Here is a 19,796-nt window from a genome sequence, read left to right as displayed (position 1 = left end):
GTTCCCGGGTGCCAGCTGCGGCGCGCCGGCGCGTCGATCGCGGCGTCGAATCCGTAGCCGTACGGCCCGGAACCGCGAACGGCCCGATTTTCCTGCACAAAGCGACAGGTGTACCCTCGGCGGCGTTCGGCCACGCGAGGACGCCTCGATGCTGAAAGTCCTGATTGCCAGTTCCAAGGGTGGTTGCGGCAAGACCACGCTCGCCACGCACCTCGCCGCGTACTACGCGGTTTCCGGCAAGAACACCGTGCTCGTCGACTGCGACCGGCTCGGATCGAGCCGCCGCTGGTGCGAACTGCGTGCCGGCAGCGAACACGCGGTCCTGCCGCTCGACGGCACGCGGCGCGGCTGGCGCGACCGGGTGCCCGGCGACGCCCAGCGCCTGATCGTCGACACCGCCGCCGGCGCGCGGCCGGAAGACATCGACGAGCTGCTCGACTACGTCGACGCCGTGCTCGTGCCGGTGCTGCCGTCGCCGTTCGATCTCGACGCGAGCGCGCCGTTTCTCGCGGAACTGGCCGATCTTTCCCGCATCAAGCGCGGCAAGGTGCCGGTCGGCGTGGTCGCGAACCGGCTGCGGCCGTGGACGCACGCGAGCCAGCAGGCGCTCGCGGCGATGAGCGAGTTCGCGTTTCCCGTCGTCGCGCAGATTCGCGACACGCAGGGCTACGTGCTCGCGACCGGCATCGGCAAGAGCCTGTTCGACTACCACTCCGAACCGGTGCGCCTGCACCAGGAAGACTGGAAACCGCTGTTCAAGTGGCTCAAGAAGCAGGAGTGACGGCCGGTCAGCGTCGCGTCATCAGGTCGCGACGCGGTTCGGGCACACTCCGGGGATGCGCGCCCTCCTTCTGATCATCGCCGCGTTCGCTTGCGCCGACGCCCGCTCCGCCGAACCCGTCGACGCCGTGAAGGCGTCGATCCGCGACGACATCGCCGGCATGGCGGCGTCGCGCAAGGCGCCCGGCATCGCGCTGGCGCTCGTCGTCGACGGCAAGACGCTGTGGGCCGAAAGCTTCGGCCAGGCCGACCGCGGCACGAAGCGCGCGCTGACGAACGCGACGCGCCACGCGGCCGGCGATCTGTCCAAACCGCTGCTCGCCGCGCTAGCCGTGCGCATGGCGGCCGACGGTACGGTCGATCTCGACGCGCCGGTCACGCGCTACCTGCCGGATCTCGCCATCGCCGGCGGCGACGCGGCGGGCCTGACGCTGCGGCGCCTCCTGACGCATCACGGCGGTCTGCCGCCGAACCGCTACGCGGGCATGTACCGCACCGCCGACGAACCGGCCGCGCCGCTGCCGGCCGACGCACTGTACTTCGCGCAGCCGCCGGGTCTCGTCTACGCGTATTCGAACATCGGCGTGGAACTGGCGGCGCAGGCGCTCGCCGCGGCCGGCAAGGCCCCGTATCCGCAGCTGCTGCGCGAGCGCGTGCTCGAACCGCTCGGTCTCGGCGCCGCGGGCTTCGATCCGCGCGACGACGACGCGCGCGGCCATCGCAAGGGCAAGGTGCTCGCGCCGACGCTCGCGCGCGAACAGGCCGCCCTCGGCCTCAAGGCCAGCCTCGACGACCTCGCACGCTTCGCCGGGCACCTGACCGGCCCGGACGCGGCGCGCTACGTGCCGCTGTACGAAGAATCCGGCACGGCGACGCCGCTCGATCTCGACTATCGCAACGGCCTGGCGTTCTCCGTGTTCGCCGATCCGCGGCCCGGCGTCGGCCGCATCGCGCGATTGACGTCGTTCTATCCGGGCTTTCGCGGTCGCATCGATCTGTTGTTCGAACGGCGCGTCGCCGTGATCGTGCTCGCGAACGCGGCCGACGCGGCCGACCTCGTCGACGAGGTCGTGCCGAAGCTGCGCGACGCGTATCTCAAGGCGACGCTCGGCATCGCGCCGCGCGAGCGCGACGCGGCGCCGCCGGCGACCGTCGACTGGCCCGCCGGCATCGCGCCCGACTCGGCCGCGTCGAGCTACGCGACGCCGGCCGGCCTCGTCGCGACGAGCCCGACCGACGACGGCTTCGACGCGCGCGTGCTCGGCCTGCGCCTCGCGGCCGAGCGCCGCGACGACGGCTGGTATCGCCTGCACCTGAAAATTCTCGGCATTCCGCTCGACTTCGGGTTTCTGCGCCGCGTGCTCGTCGCGCCGGCGCGCGTCGACGGGCGCCGCATCCTGATGGGCTGGGCGCCGCGCCAGCGCTTTCTGCTCGGCAGCGCGTGGAATCCGCCGGCGCTCGCCGAACCTTGGCGGCGGCTCGCCGGGCGGTATCGCCTGACCAATCCCGACAAGCTGACCGAAGAGCTCGGCATTCAGACGATGCGTATCGACGAGTCCGATGGTGTGCTCACGGCGAACTACGCGCTCGACAGCCTGCCGTTTCTCGAAACGCGCGTGCCGCTGGAGCCCGACGGCGAACGCCTGCGCGTGCCGGGCGTAGGGCCGCTCCTGGGCGAACGTCTCGACGTGCAACCGGGCGAGGCGCCGCGCGTCACCTACTCGGGCTACGTATTCGAAAAAGTGCCTTAGCACGCCGGCGCATGTCGCCACAGCGCCGCGGCGTTCGGGCAACATAGGGACAACGACAAGGGAGAGGAGCCACCCGCCATGCACGAACTCATCCTGCTGCGCCATGCGCACGCGGCGAACGCCCAGTCCGGGCAGGCCGACAGCGATCGACCCCTGAGCCTGACCGGCGAGGCCGAAGCCGACGCCGCCGGCGCGTGGCTCAAGTCGCATCGCGCGCATCCGCTGCGGGTGCTGTGCTCGCCCTCGGTGCGCACGCGCCAGACGCTCGAGCGCGTGCTCGCCCGCATCGACTACGCCGATACGCGCTACGAACCGGCCATCTACGAGGCGACCGCGGGCAATCTCATGAGCCTGCTCGACGCCCACAACGAGCCGAGCCAGGTGCTGCTGGTCGGCCACAATCCCGGCATCGAAACGCTCGTGGCGCTGCTCGCGACCGGCCAGTCCGGCGAGTTTCGCGGCGTGCCGCCGGCCGGCATCGCGTGGTTCGAGATCGGCGGCGACATCGAACCGGGCGCCGGCCGTCTGAAGGCGTTCTGGTCGCCCTGACCGCGCAATGCCGCGCTTTCGTTTTTCGATCGGTTCGCTCCTGCTCGCGGCGGCGCTGCCTGCCGCCGCGCAGGAGGCGTCGACCGTGCCGCTCGATCCGCAGCGCTCGCTCGCCGAGTTCGACGTGCGCGTGCTGTGGATGTTCGACGTCCACGGCAAGTTCGGCACGGTCAACGGCAGCGTGCGGCTCGACCGCGCGGCGCAGAGCGCCAGGGTCGAGGCGCGCATCGACGCGCGCGGCGTCGACATGCGCCGCGAAAGCTACGAGGAATGGGTGCGCTCGCCGGAATTCTTCGACGTTGCGGCGCATCCGGAAATCCGCTTCGAGTCCGAGCCGTTTCCGCTCGCCACGCTCGACCTCGGCGGCGACATCGTCGGCAACCTCACCGTGCGCGGCGTGACGCGGCAGACGCGCTGGAACCTGCGCGCGTCCGAATGCCCCGGCCGCGCCGCGGTCGACTGCCCGGTGCTCGCCGACGGCGTCATCGAACGCAGCGAATTCGGCATGACCTCGCGCCGCGCGACGCTGTCGGACAAGGTGCGCCTGCACTTTCGCATCTATGCGGCGCCGAGCGGCGGGTCTTCGTAGCGCGGTGGGCCACCCCGCCCGCCGCAGCCGTTACACTGCGCGCCCTTCGACCGGCTGCCCCCGACGCCGATGCACTCGCTGATCCGACATCTGTGCATTGCGGTCGCGCTCGCCGCGCTGACGGCCAGCGCCGGCTGCACGCTGTCGCGCGAACGCGTGCGCCGCGCCGACGCGACGATCCTCGCGCAGCAGGACTACGCCGTCTCGTGCCCGGCTACCGACCGGTGCGCGGCCGATTCGCCGTACCGGGGACTGTATGCGAGGGCGGTCGAAGCGACCGCGAGCGGCAAGCCCGCGCACTACGCGAACCTGCTCGACACCGGCGCCGACTCGCTCGCGCTGCGCGTGCACCTGATCCGCAGCGCGCGGCGCAGCATCGACCTGCAGACGTTCATCTTCGCCGAGGACGACGCGGGCTATCTCGTGCTCGACGAACTGATCAAGGCCGCGCGCCGCGGCGTGCGCGTGCGCGTGCTCGCCGACCAGTTGTTCTCGATCGACGACGACACGCTGCTTGCGCGGCTCGCGCGCGCGCACGCGAACTTCGAGCTGCGCCTGTACAACCCCGCTTTCGACAAGGCCGCGACGCCGCCGCTCGAATTCGCCGCGAACATCCTGTGCTGCTTCTTCCGCTTCAACCAGCGCATGCACAACAAGCTGCTGCTGATCGACGACGAAACCGGCATCGCCGGCGGACGCAACTACGAGAACCGCTATTTCGACTGGGACGAGGAATTCGACTACCGCGACCGCGACGTGCTCGTGACCGGCCCGATGGCCGGCCGCCAGATGCACGCGTCCTTCGAGGCGTTCTGGACGCACGAGCGCACGCGCACGATGTCGCGGTTGAAAGACGTCAACCGCCGCGTGCTGTCGCCGCGCGCGGCCGAAGCGGCGCCGTGGTCGACGCCGCACTGGGCGCGGCCCGACCGCGTCGCGGCGCTGTCGGCGCAGGCCGACGATATCGCGTGGATCGACGCGCACTTCGCCAAGGCGGCGTTCCCGGTCGGCGAGGTCGACTACTTCTCCGATTCGCCGGACAAGCCGCTCGACCCCGCCAACAGCGCCGACCAGGCGCTGACGCAGCACATCATCGGCCTGCTCGACGAGGCGCAGCGCGAAATCGTCATGCAGACGCCGTATCTCGTGATCAGCCGACCGGCGCGCAAGGTGTTTCGCGAGCTGCGGCACCGGCACCCCGAACTGCGCGTGATCGTGTCGACGAACTCGCTCGCGGCGACCGACGCGTTCTACGTCTACGCGCTGTCGCACAAGTACAAAAAGCGCTATATCAAGGATTTCCACTTCGAGATCCACGAGTTCAAGCCGTTTCCGGCCGACGCGCGGGAGATGATCATCGGCTACGCCGCGCTCGCCGGCGGCGACACGGGCGACCGCTACCGCAAGTTCGACAAGACGCCGCTCAAGAGCGACGGCGTGCGCGTGGGCCTGCACGCCAAGTCGATCGTCATCGACGGCGCCGTCACGCTGATCGGCTCGCACAACTTCGACCCGCGCTCGGACAACTACAACACCGAATCGGGTTTCATCATCCACGACGTGCCGTTCGCGCGGGCGCTGCGCGCGTCGATCCTGCGCGACGCCGCGCCGCAAAACGCCTGGACGATCGCCAAGCGCCCGCGGCCGGTGTTCTTCGAGCGCATCAACAACGCGATTTCCGACTTTTCCACGGCGCTGCCGCTGTTCGACTTCTGGCCGTTCCGCTACGCCACGAGTTTCGAACTCAAGCCGGGCTGCGAACCGCGCCGCGCCAACGCCCCGGATTTCTACGACTGCTACGAGGACGTCGGCGACTTCCCCGAAGTCGACCTGCCGCTCAAGACGATCTATACCCGCATCGTCACGGCGTTCGGGGCCGGGCTCGTCGGCATTCTGTAGCGAAAACGCGTCATTGCCGCTTCCCCGGGCGGACCGCACGGCCACTCGCCACAAGCCGAATTGACTAGGCCGGGGTCGCTGGCTAGTCTGCCGAATCTCTCCGACCAGCCGGACCTTCTCTCATGTCCCTTTCCATCACGATCGACCTCGGCGACGCCGACCTGCAGCACTTCATCGACGGCATGCGCAAGGCGCAGGAAGAAACCAAGCACCTGTCGCCGCAGCAGGTCACCGACGCCGCCAAGAAGCTGCTCGCCGATTCGGCCGGCGTGCAGGTGCCGGGGTTCATCGCCGAACGCCTCTCCAAGCTCGACGCGATGATCTCGATGGTGCACGACGCGGGCTGGGCGCTGCCGGAAGAAGACAAGACGCGCGTGCTCTCCGCGCTGACCTATTTCGCCGACCCGAAGGACGTGATTCCCGACACCGTGCCGGTGCTCGGCTTCCTCGACGACGCGATCATGATCGAGCTGTGCGTGCGCGAGCTCAAGCACGAACTCGACGCGTACGACGACTTCTGCGACTTCCGCAATTCCGAAGCGCGCCGCCACGGCGTCGACCCGGCCGATCATTCGATCGAGCGCGCCGACTGGCTCGAAGGCCGCCGCGAAGAGCTGCAGGACCGCATGCGCCGCCGCCGCCGCGACTCGTACAGCGGCGCGGGCGGCTGGAAGCCGACGCTGTTCAAGTTCGGCTGATCGAACCCGCCATGAAGAAAAAACCCCGGCCTCGCGCCGGGGTTTTTTCGTTCGTGGACGCCGAGCGATTCGCGACGCGTCAGTGCCAGCCGCCGCCGAGCCCCGCGACGAGCACGAAGAAGAAGTACAGGATCGAGAGCGGCGGCAAGGTCAGGAACACGATGTTGAGCAGCCAGCCGTACCACGGCATCGGTTCGCGGACCGTCGGCAGCGGTCGGTCGGGTTCGACCTCGCGGAACACGACGCAGCAGCTCGCGAGCGAATCGTGCAGGCCCTGCTTGCGCACTGTGAGACCGGCCATGATGTAGCCGATCATCAGCGCGATCGCCGAAAGAATCTTGGCGAAATGACGACCGGTCGCGCGCGCGAAGTCGATGCGGCGGCCGTAGTCGTCCACGACCTTGATGCCGAACGCCTGCTTGCCGAACGTCGCCTGCGCCGGCGAGCTTTCCATCATCGCGTAGTACAGCCACACGCCGACGATCTGCAGTATCCAGCCGAACCACGGGATGACCGCGAGGATCGCGCTCGGGATCATGATGATCAGCGCATCGAGGAACATCGCCGCGCCGCGTCGCCAGAAGCCGGCGTGGATCGCGTCGCCGGCCGGCAGCATCTCGCCGTGTTCGAGGCCGCGCTCGCGCGGCGCGTCGTAGTCCGGCTGCGCGGCGGCGCGTGCCGCGGCCGGTCGCGCGAAGTTCGCCGACGCCTGCTGCAGCTCGTGCGACGACGGCGTGTAGGCCGTGTGTTCGAGCGGTTCGCCACGCGGCGGCGGCGGTGCGGGCGGCGGTGCCGCCGACGATTGCATGCGGCTGAAGGGCTGCCAGCGTTCGCTGCCGACCTCGGCGACCTCGACGGTGCCCGGCCAGTCGCCGCTCGCCACGCGTGACGCGACGAACGCGTAGGGCACCGGTCCGCGCGGCCGGCCCGCGATGACGACGAACACGCTGCCGCGTTCGTCGAGCGGATGGATCTCGCTTTCCGCGCCGATGCCGACGAGGCCGTCCTGCAGGCCCTGCAGTTTCTTGAGGTCCTCGCTTTCCTTGAGCGTCACCGGTGCGCGCGGCACGAGCTGGTCGGCGACCTTGTGCTCGTCCATGCGGAAATAGCTCGCGAGCGCGGGCCAGGTTTTGTCGGCTTCGTGGCCCGGCAGCAGCGTGCCGGTCAGAATCAGAGCGTGCTTGTCCATGTCTCTCCCCGCGCACCGCCGTCGCGGCGACCGCTCTCGTTGTGGACTTTAACGCCTCAGACGAACGACGCAACGGGACGGAACGAACAAACTCACCTTTCCAGGATGGCCGTCACGCCCATGCCGCCGGCGGTGCAGATCGAAATCAGCCCGCGACCCGAGCCCTTCTCCTCGAGGAGCTTGGCGAGCGTCGCGACGATGCGCGCGCCGGTCGCGGCGAACGGATGGCCGAGCGCGAGCGACGAGCCGTTGACGTTCATCTTCGCCGGATCGATCGAACCGAGCGGCGCGTCGAGGCCGAGCCGGTTCTTGCAGTAGTCGGCGCTTTCCCACGCGCGCAGCGTGCACAGCACCTGCGCGGCGAACGCTTCGTGGATTTCGTAGAAATCGAAGTCCTGCAGCGTCAGGCCCGCGCGCTTCAGCATGCGCGGCACCGCGACGGTCGGCGCCATCAGGAGGCCCTCGCCGTGCACGAAATCGACCGCGGCGACCTCGGCGTGCGCAAACCACGCCTGGATCGGAAGCCCGCGCGCCGCGGCCCAGGATTCGCTCGCCAGCAGCACGGCGGACGCGCCGTCGGTCAGCGGCGTCGAATTGGCGGCGGTCAGCGTGCCGCGGCCCGACGTCTTGTCGAACGCGGGCTTGAGCGTCGCCATTTTCTCGAGCGTGGTGTCGGCGCGCAGGATGTTGTCGCGCTCGACGTTGCGGAACGGAACGATCAGGTCCTTGAAGAAACCGCGCTGATACGCCGCGGCGCTCTTCTGGTGGCTTTCCCAGGCGAGGCGGTCCTGGTCTTCGCGCGAAATCTTCCACTCTTTCGCCATCAGCTCGCAGTGATCGCCCATCGACTTGCCGGTGCGCGGCTCGGCGACGCCCGGAAAGCTCGGCTTGAGTTCGCCGAAGCTGAAGCCCTTGACGAGCGCCTTGGCCTTGTCGAGCGCCGATTTGGCGCGCGCGGCGGCGAGAATGCGCTGCTGCAGCTTGCGGCCGTAGACGATCGGCACGTCGCTCGTCGTATCCGAACCGCCGGCGACGCCCGATTCGATCTGGCCGAGCGCGATCTTGTTGGCGATGTGGATCGTCGTGTCGAGCGAGGTGCCGCAGGCGCGCTGCAGCGTGATGCCGGGGGTCGTGGGGGCGAGGCCCGACGACAGCGTCGCTTCGCGACCGAGGTTCCAGTCCGACGAATGCTTGATGACGGCGCCCATCGCGACCTCGCCGACTTCGACGCCGTGCAGGCCGTATTTTTCGACGAGCGCACCGAGCGTCTTGATCGACATCCCGAGGTTGCCGACGTCCGCATATGCGGTGTTGTTGCGGCAGAACGGGATGCGGATGCCGCCGACGATGCCTACGCGTTGGGGATTGGTCACTGTCGCTTTCCTGCGGTGATGGGGTCTGGATGAGACATTGCGCCGCAGGTCGCCTCGTATCGACGTGCCAAGCGGCTGATATCATGCGCCTTTCGCGCCGTCGCCTATTCTATGCCCTACGTTTTCGATCTTGACAGACTCAAGGCGCTCGGCGCCGCGACGGCGCCGGCATTCGCGGCTGCCGACCCGTATCCCCACGCCGTTTTCGCCGATTTCCTGAAAGCCGACGCCGCCCGCGAGCTGACCGAGCGTTTTCCGCGTCCCGAAGATCGCATGGTCTGGGACCGGTTCGGCGCGCACGGCCTCGAAGTGAAGATGGGCAGCTCCGACGAAGCCGCGTTTCCCGAGCCGCTGCGGCGCGCGATCCACGATCTCAATTCCGGGCCGTTCCTGCGATTTCTCGAAACCGTCAGCGGCATCGAGAGCCTGCTGCCCGACCCGCACCTCGTCGGCGGCGGCATTCATCTGAGCCGGCCCGGCGATCACCTCGGCATCCACGCCGATTTCAACTGGCACGAGGGATTGAAGGCGCACCGGCGCCTGAACCTTCTGATCTACCTCAGTCCGCATTGGGAGCCGGGTTACGGCGGCGAGCTGGAGCTGTGGGATACGACCGGCACGCGGCGCGTGCGCACGGTGGAGCCGCTATTCAACCGGGCGGTGCTGTTCGCCACGCGCTCGGACACGTTCCACGGCCACCCGAACCTCTGGGCGGCGCCCGATGGCGTGTACCGGCGATCGATCGCGCTGTACTACTACACGGTCGAACGGCCGGCGGACGAGACGCGGCCGGCGCATGGGACTTTGTACAAAGGCTACAACGTCTAGTTTTCTCCCTCTCCCCCAAGCTCGCTTGGGGGAGAGGGTCGGGGTGAGGGGGCGAGCGCTCCGCACTTCGTCGAGGTTGAGGAAAACCCAGGCGTCGCCCCCTCACCCCATCCCTCTCCCCGACGGCCGTCGGGGGAGAGGGAGTCGCAATGTTCGTGATCGCCTCAGCGACGAAGCTCAATACTGCGTCGCCGCCACCACCCCCAACTGCCCCAGTATCGCCTTGGCCGCCTCGCGCCCGTCGTACACCGCGCGCACCACGAGGTCGGCGCCGCGCACGTTGTCGCCGCCGGCGAAGATCTTGTCGTGGCTCGTCTGTCCCGCGAGGCGCCCCGGTCCGCCGACGACGAGCTTGCCGCTCGCGTCGCGCGCGAGATCGTAGGCGTCGCACCAGTCCGGCGGACTCGGCTCGAAGCCGAACGCGAGTATCACGACGTCGGCGTCCAGCGTTTCCTCGCTGCCCGCTTCCGCTTCCGAACGCGCGCGACCGCGACCGTCGCGCACCAGCACGGTGCGCGCCACGCGCACGCCCGTTGCCGCATCGGCGCCGAGGATCTCGAGCGGCTGGCGCTGGAACACGAATTCCACACCTTCCTCTTTCGCGTATTTCACTTCGCGGCGCGAACCGGGCATGTTCTTCTCGTCGCGCCGGTACACGCACGACACCTTCGCGGCGCCGAGGCGAATCGACGAACGCACGCAGTCCATCGCCGTGTCGCCGCCGCCGAGCACCACGACGCGCCGGCCGGCGAGATCGGGCAGCACGTCGGCCGCCGTCGCCGTGCCGAGCAGGCGTCGCGTACTGGCGATCAGGAACGGCAACGCCGCATGGACGCCGGGCAGATCCTGCCCCGGCAGGCGGCCGTCGACGTAGCGATACGCGCCGGTCGCCATGAACACCGCGTCGTAGCCGTCGACGAGCGCGTCGAACGGGATGTCGCGGCCGATGTCGACGCCGAGCCGGAACGCCACGCCGAGTTCCTCGAGCACCTGGCGGCGCGTGCGCACCACGGCCTTGTCGAGCTTGAACGCCGGAATGCCGAACGTCAGCAGACCGCCGATCTCCTCGTAGCGGTCGAACACGTCGACCGCGACGCCCGAGCGCACCAGCCGGTCGGCCGCGGCGAGCCCGGCCGGGCCCGCGCCGACGATCGCGACGCGCCGGCCGGTCGGTTCCTGCGCGGTCGACGCCGGCCGCCAGCCGCGACGGATCGCCTCGTCGGTCACCCAGCGCTCGATGCTGCCGATCGTCACCGCGCCGAAGCCTTCCTCGAGCGTGCAGGCGCCTTCGCACAGGCGGTCCTGCGGACACACGCGACCGCAGATTTCCGGCAGCGGATTGGTTTCGTGCATCAGCGACGCGGCGTCCAGGATGCGTCCGTCGCGCACGAGCGCGAGCCATTGCGGAATGCGGTTGCCGAGCGGGCAGCCCCACGAGCAGTACGGATTGCCGCAGTCGATGCAGCGCGACGCCTGATCCGACGCGTCGCCGTTGACGAAGCCGCCGTGGATTTCGCCGTAGCCGAGCACGCGCACGGGCACCGGCACTTCCTGCGGCAGCGCGCGGTGGAACTTGAGGAAGGGAAACGTCTTCTCGCTCATGCCGCGCGCCTCCAGGGCCTCGGCCAGCGCGTCGAGACTCGCGGCCTTCGGCTTGACCAGCCAGAATTTGTGCAGAACGTCGCGAAAGTCGGCGAGCAGGCGCGCGGCCCACGCGCTGCCGGTCGCGTCGATGTGCGCGCGCATCAGCCCGCGCAGGTGCTGCAGATGGTTTTCGAGCCCTTCGAGCGAAATGCGGTGGATGTCGACGAGCTCGTGGTTGTAGCGGTCGACGAAGTCGCGCTCGAGGTCGAGCACGTACGCGTAGCCGCCGGTCATGCCGGCGCCGAAGTTGAGGCCGGCGCTGCCGAGCACGACGATCGCGCCGCCGGTCATGTATTCGCACGCGTGATCGCCGACGCCTTCGACCACCGCGAGCGCGCCGGAATTGCGCACGCCGAAGCGCTCGCCGGCGCGGCCCGCGGCGTACAGCTCGCCGCCGGTGGCGCCGTACAGGCAGGTGTTGCCGACGATCGCGCTCTCCTGGCTCGCGTAGCGCGCGCGGGCCGGCGGACGCACGACGATGCGTCCGCCGTGCATGCCCTTGCCGACGCCGTCGTTCGCCTCGCCGGTGAGCACGAGGTGCACGCCGTTCGCGTTCCACGCGCCGAGGCTCTGGCCCGCGCTGCCGGCGAGGTTCAGCACGATCGGCGATTCGACGAGCCCTTCGTCGCCCCAGGCGCGCGCGATTTCGCCGGACAGGCGCGCGCCGATCGTGCGGTCGGTGCTCGATATCGCGTAGTCGAACGTGCCGCCTTGCCGCGCCGCGACCGCGGCGGCGGTATCGGCCACGATGCGTGCGGCGAGGCCGCCGTGCGCGACCGGCGCCGCGGCGCACGCGATGCGCGTCGCGGGTTCGGCATGCAGGAGCGGCGCGAGATCGACCTGGCGCTGTTTCGCCGTCACGCCTTCGATGCGTTCGAGAAGGTCGACGCGGCCGACCAGTTCGTCGAGACGGCGCAGGCCGAGCGAGGCGAGTATCTCGCGCGTCTCCTCGGCGACGAACCGGAAGTAGTGCATCACCATCTCGGGCAGGCCGAGAAAGTGCTTGCGCCGCAGCACGTCGTTCTGCGTCGCGACGCCCGTCGCGCACGAGTTCAGATGGCAGATGCGCAGGTATTTGCAGCCGAGCGCGACCATCGGCGCCGTGCCGAAGCCGAAGCTCTGCGCGCCGAGCGCGGCGGCCTTGACGACGTCGAGGCCGGTCTTCAGGCCGCCGTCGGTCTGCACGATCACGCGGTCTCGCAGGCCGTTCATCACGAGCGTCTGCTGCGTTTCGGCGAGGCCGAGCTCCCACGGCGTACCGGCGTAGCGGATCGACGTCAGCGGGCTCGCGCCCGTACCGCCGTCGTGGCCCGACACGGTGATGAGATCGGCGCCGGCCTTGACCACGCCCGCGGCGATCGTGCCGACGCCCGCGTGCGAGACGAGCTTGACCGAGATCAGCGCCGCCGGATTCACCTCGCGCAGATCGTGGATCAGCTGCGCGAGGTCTTCGATCGAATAGATGTCGTGATGCGGCGGCGGCGAAATCAGGCCGATGCCGGGCTTGGCGTAGCGCAGCCGCGCGATCAGCCCGTTGACCTTGTGGCCCGGCAGCTGCCCGCCTTCGCCGGGCTTGGCGCCTTGCGCGATCTTGATCTGCAGCACCTGCGCGTTGACGAGATAGGCCGGCGTCACGCCGAAGCGGCCCGACGCCACCTGCTTGATCTTCGACATGCGCTCGGTGCCGTAGCGCGCGGGATCCTCGCCGCCTTCGCCGGAATTGCTGCGCGCGCCGAGCCGGTTCATCGCGATCGCGAGCGCTTCGTGCGCCTCGGGCGACAGCGCGCCGAGCGACATGCCGGCCGAGTCGAAGCGCTTCAGTATCGCTTCGACCGGTTCCACTTCGTCCAGCGGCACCGCGTCGCCCGCCGCGCGCAGGCGTACGAGGTCGCGCAGCGCCGACGGCGCGCGCGTGTTCACGTGGTCGGCGTATTCGCGGTACAGCGACTCGTCGCCGGTGCGCACGGCCGCCTGCAGCGAACCGATCACGTGCGGGTTGTACATGTGGTATTCGCCGTCCGGCACGGCCTTGAGCAGGCCGCCCGGCGGCAGCGAATACGCCGGGTCGCGCGCCGCGGCGAGCTGGTCGCGGTATTCGTTCTCGATGTCGGCGAAGCGCGCGCCGCCGATGCGCGAGGGCGCGCCGGGAAAGCACAGGTCGACGACCTCGCGATCGAGCCCGACGATCTCGAACAGCTGCGCGCCGCGGTAGCCGGCGACGGTCGAGATGCCCATCTTCGACAGGATCTTGAGCAGGCCCTTGCGGATGCCGCGCCGGTAGCTGCGGCCGATTTCCGACGGCGGCTCGCCTTCGCGGCCCGACAGCTCGCCGCGGCGGTTCATGTCGTACAGCGTCTGGTATGCCAGATACGGATACACCGCGGTCGCGCCGAAGCCGATCAGGCACGCGAAATGGTGCGCGTCGCGCGCGGTGCCGGTTTCGACGATGACGTTGCAATCGCAACGCAGCTGCGTTTTCAACAAATGCGCATGCACCGCCCCGACCGCGAGCAGCGCGTGGATCGGCATCAGGCCCGGCGCCGGGTAGCGGTCGGACAAGAGCACGATCAGGCCGCCGCCGCGCACCGCGGCTTCGGCCTCGGCGCATAGCCGGCGGATCGCCGCTTCCAGGCCTTCTGCCGGGTCGTAGTACAGGTCGATCTTGATCTGCGCATCCTGCGCCTGCGGCAGCGCGAGGATCTGGCGCAGCTTGCGCTGCGACAGCACCGGCGAGTTCAGGAGCACCTGCCGCGCGTTCTCGGGCGCGAGGTCGAACACGTTGCCTTCGCGGCCGATCTGCGTCACCAGCGACATCACGAGCCGTTCGCGCAGCGGATCGATCGGCGGATTCGTGACCTGCGCGAACGCCTGGCGGAAGTATTCGTACAGCGGTCGCGACTTGCGCGAGAGCACGGCGATCGGCGTGTCGTCGCCCATCGAGCCCGTGGCTTCGGCTTCCGATTCGGCGAGCGACTTCAGCACCACGTCGCGTTCCTCGCGCGTCAGCGCGAACTGCTTCTGGAACCGCGCGAGCGTCTCCGGCGGAAACGGTTCGGCCGCCAGCGCCGGGTCGATCAGATGCGATTCGAGGTAGTGCACTTCGTCGCGCAGCCACTGCTTGAACGGCGCGCGGCGGCGGTTGATCGCGTCGATGTCGGCGTTGTGCAGCACACGGTGTTCGACGAGATCGACGGCCATCATTTCGCCGGGACCGAGGCGGCCCTTCGCGACGATCCGCGCATCGTCGATGTCCCAGATGCCGGCTTCGGAGGCGATCACGACGTGGCCGTCGTCGCTCTTGGCCCAGCGCGTGGGCCGCAGGCCGTTGCGGTCGAGGGTGCACGCGGCGTAGCGGCCGTCGCAGATCACGAGGCCGGCCGGGCCGTCCCACGGTTCGCTGTGCAGCGCGTAGTACTCGTAGAACGCTTCGAGGTCTTCGTCGATGTCCTCGCGCGCGCCCCACGCGGGCGGCACGAGCACGCGCATCGCGGTGATGAGGTCGATGCCGCCGGCGAGCAGCACGTCGAGCATCTCGTCGAGGCTTTGCGAATCCGAACCCGCGCCGCTGACGATCGGGCCGATGTCCGACAAATCCAGCAGCGGCGAGCGCATCTTCGCCGAGCGCGCCTCGCCCCAGGTGCGGTTCGCGCGGATCGTATTGATCTCGCCGTTGTGCGCGAGCAGGCGAAACGGCTGCGCGAGGCGCCAGTTCGGCAAGGTGTTCGTCGAGAACCGCTGGTGGAACGTCGCGGCGCACGCCGCGAGCGCGGGATGCGACAGATCGGGAAACGCGTCGCGCAGGGCGCCGGGCGCGGTCATCGCCTTGTAGCCGATCGTCGCGGCCGACAGCGTGACGACGTAGAACGTCGCGTCGTTCGCGAGGGCCGCGCCGGCCTTGCGGCGCGCGCGGAACAGCGCGCGTTCGAACGCGCCGTCGTCGATGCCTTCCGGCGCGTTCACGAACACCTGCCGCACCCGCGGCGCGTGTGCGGCGCCGAGCGGTCCGCACGCGGCGGCCCGCACCGGCACGTCGCGCCAGCCGGCGACGGCGAGACCTTCCGCGCGAACGAGATCTTCGAGTGTGGCGGTCGCGTGCGCGGCGGCGTCGTCGTCGCGATCGAGAAAAACGAGGCCCGCGGCGAAGCGCGGCGCGAGCGCGATGTTCGACCCGGCCGCGAGCGCGGCGAGCCACGCGGTCGGGCGATACAGGAGGATGCCGCTGCCGTCGCCGGTGATGCCGTCGGCGTTGACGCCGCCGCGGTGGGCCATGCGCGCGAGCGCGGCGAAGGCCTGGTCGACGAGCCAGGCGCTGGGCCTCGCGTCGATCTGCGCGATCAAGCCGAACCCGCAGCTGTCGTGTTCGAAGGCGGGGTCGTACAGACGCGATGTGTTGCGTCGCGGCATGGGAGTGTCCTGTTTCACGAGTGAACCGAACTGTTTCGGCGTCTTTCGCCGCGATGCTGCGTTGCACCTCGTCGCCGTACCACCGGTACGACTCCTCGGTGCGCCTTGCCTCGCGACGAAATCCGCACGAAACATCGTTCGATCCACTCGTGAAACATGACACTACTTCCTGGCAAGTCCCGCGCAGCCGATCCAGTGCGGCCACACGAGCATGGCTTGGACAAAGCGCCATCCCGCGCCTTGAGGTCCGCGAGTCGCGGATCACGGCTCCGAATCAAACACAGTTGTTGCGATGCGTCAAATAACTTGCCGCGAACCGCGCCGAAACCCCCCGGACGCACCACACTGCCGTTTTTTGTATCGACGTCTCGACGTCCATGCGGCCATCCTGGGTTACATTGCGAGCGGGCCCGAGGGATCGCTTATGACGTCACGGTTCGCCCCGCTGTCGGTGATGGTGGTCGAGGATCACGGCTTCCAGCGCAGCATCGCGTTGCGCCTGCTCGCGGGCCTCGGCGTCGAGCGCGCGTACGAGGCCGCGAACGGGCGCGAGGCGCTTGACCGCCTCGGCGCGATGGCCGAACCGCCCGACGTCGTCGTCGTCGATCTCGACCTGCCGGAAATGGACGGCATCGAGCTGATCGGTCACGTTGCCGGCCGTCGTCTGGCGCGCGCGATCGTCGTACTGTCGGCCCTGGATCCGTCGCTGCTCAACACGGTGCAGACGATGGCGCGCGCGTCGGGCCTGCGCGTGCTCGGCACGGTCGAAAAGCCGCTGACGGCGCAAAAGCTGCACGACGTGCTGCTGCATTTTCATCAGGAACACGAAGAAGACCGCGACGACGCGCCGCTCGATCTCGACCGCCGCGCGCTGGTCGATGCGCTCGATGCCGACGAGTTCGAACCGTGGTTCCAGCCGCAGGTCGCGATCGCGAGCGGCCATGTCGTCGGCGTCGAGGCGCTCGCGCGCTGGATACGCGACGACGGCGTGGTCATGCCGGCGCAGTTCGTCCACCTGCTCGAACGCGAAGGGCTCATCGACGCGTTCACCGACCGCATGCTCGCCAAGGCGTGCCGCTGGCGCACGCGCTGGGCCGCGTCGGGCCTGGAATTGCGGTTGTCGGTCAACGTCTCGATGTTGAACCTCGCCAAGGTGGACACCGCCGACCGCTACCAGCAGACCGTGCAGCAGGCGGGCGTGAAACCGCGCGACGTGGTGTTCGAGGTCACCGAAAGCTCGGTCATGGGCGAGGCGGCGAACGCGCTCAACGTGCTGGCACGGCTGCGCCTCAAAGGTTTCGGGCTCGCGATCGACGACTTCGGCACCGGCTATTCGTCGCTCGCGCAGCTGTCGCAGATTCCTTTTACCGAACTGAAGATCGACCAGGGCTTCGTCACGGGCTCGGCGCGGCAGCCGCGCAAGCGCGCGGTCGTCGAAACGAGCCTGGAGCTGGCGCGCAAGCTCGATCTCGGCACGATCGCCGAAGGCGTCGAGACGGTCGAAGACTGGCAGATGCTGGCCGAGCTCGGCTGCCAGCACGCGCAGGGCTTTCTGATCGGCGCGGCCGTCGCCGGCCACGCGCTGATCGACCAGGTTCAGCACTGGCGGCCGCCTGCCGGCATCGTCGGCGCCTAGTGGACGCGCCGCCGCGCGAACCGTCGTTCGGCTGGCGCCCGTCGCGCCTGTCGATACGCCAGCAGCTGCTGTCGCTGTTCGGACTGATGCTGGCGACCGGCGCGACCGTGCTCGTGCTCGACACGCTGAGCCAGCAGGCGACCGTGCGCACGATGCAAGGCGTGCGCGACGACTCGCTCGGCGGCCTCAACTACGTCAAGGGCATTTCCGATGCCTACGGCTTCGACGTCGTCGACACGACGTTTCGCGTGCGCAACAACCTCATGGGCTGGGAGCAGGGCGTCGAAGTGCTCGATCGCGCGGCAACGCGCGTGCAGCGGCATTGGGAGGCGCTCAACGGCACGCGCCTGACGCCCGAGCAGAAGAGCCTCGTCGACGAGATCGCGCGCCATCGCGAAAGCGCCGACCGCGCCGCGGCGAAGCTGCGCGCGATTCTGGTCAGCCGCGACCTGCCCGCGCTCGGCAAGTTCGCCGACACCGAGCTGTATCCGGCGATCGATCCGGTCACGATGCGCCTGGCCTTCCTGTCCGATCTCAAGATGGTTACCGCGAACGAAAATCTCGCGGCCGACGTCGCCCGCGCGTGGCGTGTGAACTGGTGGCGCATCGGACTGTCGGTCGCAACGCTTCTCATCGTGCTCGTGGTCGGCCGGCAGATCCTGCGCCACATCTACCGCGGCGTCGAAAAACTCGTGAAGCTCGCGCGCGCGACGCAGCGCGGCGACTACGACGCGCCGGTCGGCCGCCTGCCGCGCGGCGAGCTCGGCGTCGTCGCCGAGGCGTTCCTCAGCATGCGCGACACGCTCGCGCGCAACGAGGTCGAGCTGCGCGAAAGCGAAGCGCACGCGCAGGACGCGAACCGCGCCAAGAGCGCGTTTCTCGCCGCGATGAGCCACGAAATCCGCACGCCGATGATCGGCGTCACCGGCATGCTCGAACTGCTGTCGCACACCGACCTCGACGCCGAGCAGCGCCGCTGCGTCACCGTCATCGAAACCTCGACGCAGGCGCTCCTGCAGATCATCGGCGACATTCTGGATTTTTCTAAAATCGAGGCCGACCGGCTCGACCTCGCGCCCGAACCGACCGACCTGCGCCGGCTGGTCGAGGCGACCGTCAACAACTTTCTCGGCGTGGCGTCGTCGCGCGGGCTGTACCTGACGCTGACGGTCGACGCGAACGTGGCGCCCGCGCACCGCGTCGATCCGCTGCGACTGCGGCAGATCCTGTCCAACCTCGTATCGAACGCGCTCAAGTTCACGCACAAGGGCGGCGTTGCGATCGAACTCGAAATGCTGATGCAGGACGATCAGTCGCAGACCCTTGCGCTGCGCGTGCAGGACACGGGCATCGGCATCGACCAGGCCCACCAGGACCGTCTGTTCACGCCGTTCGCGCAGGCCGACGGCGGCACCGCGCGCGCTTACGGCGGCACGGGTCTCGGCCTTGCGATCTGCCTGCGGCTCGCGCGCCTGCTCGGCGGCGACCTGGGCCTGCGCAGCCAGCTCGGCGAAGGCACGACGGTCACGCTCGTGCTGCCGTTGCCGAAAGCGACGGCCGAAGCGATCGCGCCGCGCCGCAACGGCGCCGCCGGCGACCTGCCGCAGCGCGCGGCGCCGACGGTCGCCGAGGCCGAGCGCGAACGCAGCCTCGTGCTGGTGGTCGACGATCATCCGACGAATCGCGAAGTGGTGGCGCGCCAGCTCGAACGCGCGGGCTACGCGTCGATCGGCGCGGCCGACGGCGCCGAAGCGCTGGAAGTGTGGAAAAGCGGACGTTTCGCGCTGGTGCTCGCCGACATCCACATGCCGCGCATGGACGGCTATGCGCTGACCGCGGCCGTGCGCGCGCACGAGCGGCGCGAGGGGCTGGCGCGCACGCCGATCGTCGCGCTGACCGCGAACGTGACGAAGGGCGAAGCCGAGCGCTGCGTTGCGGCCGGCATGGACGATTTCCTCGGCAAGCCGGTCAGCATCGTGCAGCTGGCGCGCAAGCTGCGGCAATGGCTGCCGCACGTGGCGTTTCCGGCACAAGAGAGCGCTCTCGCCGCATCGGTGCCGTCGCTCGCCTCGGGCGAGCAGGCACCGGTCAATCTCGCCGCGCTCACGGACATCGCCGGCGGCGACGCCGGTGTCGTCGCGAATCTGCTGCGCGATTTCGTCGAGTCGACCGAGCGCGACGTCGCGGCGGTCGTCGCGGCGTACGGCGGCGGCGACGCCGAGGCGGTCGCGCGCGACGCGCATCGCATCAAGGGGGCGGCGCGGCTCGTCGGAGCGCTGGCGCTGGGCGACGCGGCCGACGCGCTCGAACGTTGCGCGCGGGGCGGCGAGAAGGAAATGAAGGCGCAAGTCGATGCGCTGGCAGAGGCGTTCGATACGTTGAAGGAATGGGCGAAGCGGGACGATTCGATCCCGAACGCCTGACACCTGCCGGATGTCATCAGGCTCGCCAAAGAA

12 protein-coding genes and 1 pseudogene are annotated in these 19,796 nt (G+C 69.3%); 9 read left to right on the top strand and 4 right to left on the bottom strand.

The window, feature by feature from the left end; genetic code table 11:
- Nucleotides 1-148: 148 nt before the first annotated feature.
- The 6 genes from OD750_RS17015 (at nt 149) to OD750_RS16990 (ending at nt 6,266) form a co-directional block, all read left to right on the top strand.
- A complete protein-coding gene (locus OD750_RS17015; protein WP_263541885.1) occupies nt 149-781 on the top strand; it encodes a ParA family protein in 633 nt (210 codons plus the stop codon).
- 55 nt (nt 782-836) lie between these two features.
- Nucleotides 837-2,531, top strand: a complete 1,695-nt coding sequence (locus OD750_RS17010; protein ID WP_263541884.1) for a serine hydrolase domain-containing protein — start codon at nt 837-839, stop codon at nt 2,529-2,531.
- A gap of 78 nt (nt 2,532-2,609) precedes the next feature.
- Entirely contained in the window at nt 2,610-3,080 is a 471-nt protein-coding gene (locus tag OD750_RS17005; RefSeq protein WP_263541883.1) for a SixA phosphatase family protein, read from the top strand.
- Nucleotides 3,081-3,087: 7 nt separating this feature from the next.
- On the top strand, nt 3,088-3,669 hold the full coding sequence (locus tag OD750_RS17000) for a YceI family protein (protein WP_263541882.1): 582 nt from the start codon (nt 3,088-3,090) through the stop codon (nt 3,667-3,669).
- A 69-nt stretch (nt 3,670-3,738) separates the two neighbouring features.
- The gene (locus OD750_RS16995; protein ID WP_263541881.1) at nt 3,739-5,568 is read left to right on the top strand and encodes a phospholipase D-like domain-containing protein; all 1,830 of its coding nucleotides are present in this window, start codon (nt 3,739-3,741) and stop codon (nt 5,566-5,568) included.
- A 122-nt stretch (nt 5,569-5,690) separates the two neighbouring features.
- Complete coding sequence (locus tag OD750_RS16990) at nt 5,691-6,266, top strand: YkvA family protein (protein WP_263541880.1); 576 nt, start codon at nt 5,691-5,693, stop codon at nt 6,264-6,266.
- Between the two features lie 79 nt (nt 6,267-6,345).
- Here OD750_RS16990 and OD750_RS16985 read toward each other — a convergent pair whose 3' ends face one another.
- Both OD750_RS16985 and OD750_RS16980 read right to left on the bottom strand, forming a co-directional pair.
- A complete protein-coding gene (locus OD750_RS16985; protein WP_263541879.1) occupies nt 6,346-7,455 on the bottom strand; it encodes an RDD family protein in 1,110 nt (369 codons plus the stop codon).
- Between the two features lie 92 nt (nt 7,456-7,547).
- Entirely contained in the window at nt 7,548-8,828 is a 1,281-nt protein-coding gene (locus tag OD750_RS16980) for an acetyl-CoA C-acetyltransferase (RefSeq protein ID WP_263541878.1), read from the bottom strand.
- Between the two features lie 111 nt (nt 8,829-8,939).
- Here OD750_RS16980 and OD750_RS16975 point away from each other — a divergent pair, with 111 nt between their 5' ends.
- On the top strand, nt 8,940-9,656 hold the full coding sequence (locus OD750_RS16975) for a 2OG-Fe(II) oxygenase (protein WP_263541877.1): 717 nt from the start codon (nt 8,940-8,942) through the stop codon (nt 9,654-9,656).
- A 177-nt stretch (nt 9,657-9,833) separates the two neighbouring features.
- Here OD750_RS16975 and OD750_RS16970 read toward each other — a convergent pair whose 3' ends face one another.
- Together OD750_RS16970 and gltB are read right to left on the bottom strand one after the other, a co-directional pair.
- On the bottom strand, nt 9,834-11,258 hold the full coding sequence (locus OD750_RS16970) for an FAD-dependent oxidoreductase (protein ID WP_263542114.1): 1,425 nt from the start codon (nt 11,256-11,258) through the stop codon (nt 9,834-9,836).
- Nucleotides 11,259-15,704 (bottom strand): annotated as a pseudogene (gene gltB / locus OD750_RS16965) (glutamate synthase large subunit); the annotation flags it as partial.
- 424 nt (nt 15,705-16,128) lie between these two features.
- Between gltB and OD750_RS16960 the strand changes: the two are divergent.
- Together OD750_RS16960 and OD750_RS16955 are read left to right on the top strand one after the other, a co-directional pair.
- Nucleotides 16,129-17,340 carry an EAL domain-containing response regulator gene (locus tag OD750_RS16960; RefSeq protein WP_263541876.1) on the top strand — a complete coding sequence of 404 codons (1,212 nt, stop codon included), beginning with the start codon at nt 16,129-16,131 and terminating at the stop codon, nt 17,338-17,340.
- The gene (locus OD750_RS16955) at nt 17,340-19,763 is read left to right on the top strand and encodes a sensor histidine kinase (protein WP_263541875.1); all 2,424 of its coding nucleotides are present in this window, start codon (nt 17,340-17,342) and stop codon (nt 19,761-19,763) included. The genes OD750_RS16960 and OD750_RS16955 overlap by 1 nt, the downstream gene beginning before the upstream one ends.
- The last annotated feature ends 33 nt before the right edge of the window (nt 19,764-19,796 follow it).

It is taken from the genome of Tahibacter soli (genome assembly GCF_025717065.2).
Classification (GTDB): Bacteria; Pseudomonadota; Gammaproteobacteria; order Xanthomonadales; family Rhodanobacteraceae; genus Tahibacter; species Tahibacter soli.
Note: the sequence above shows the minus strand (reverse complement) of the source record. Positions and strands in the feature narration are given on the sequence as shown.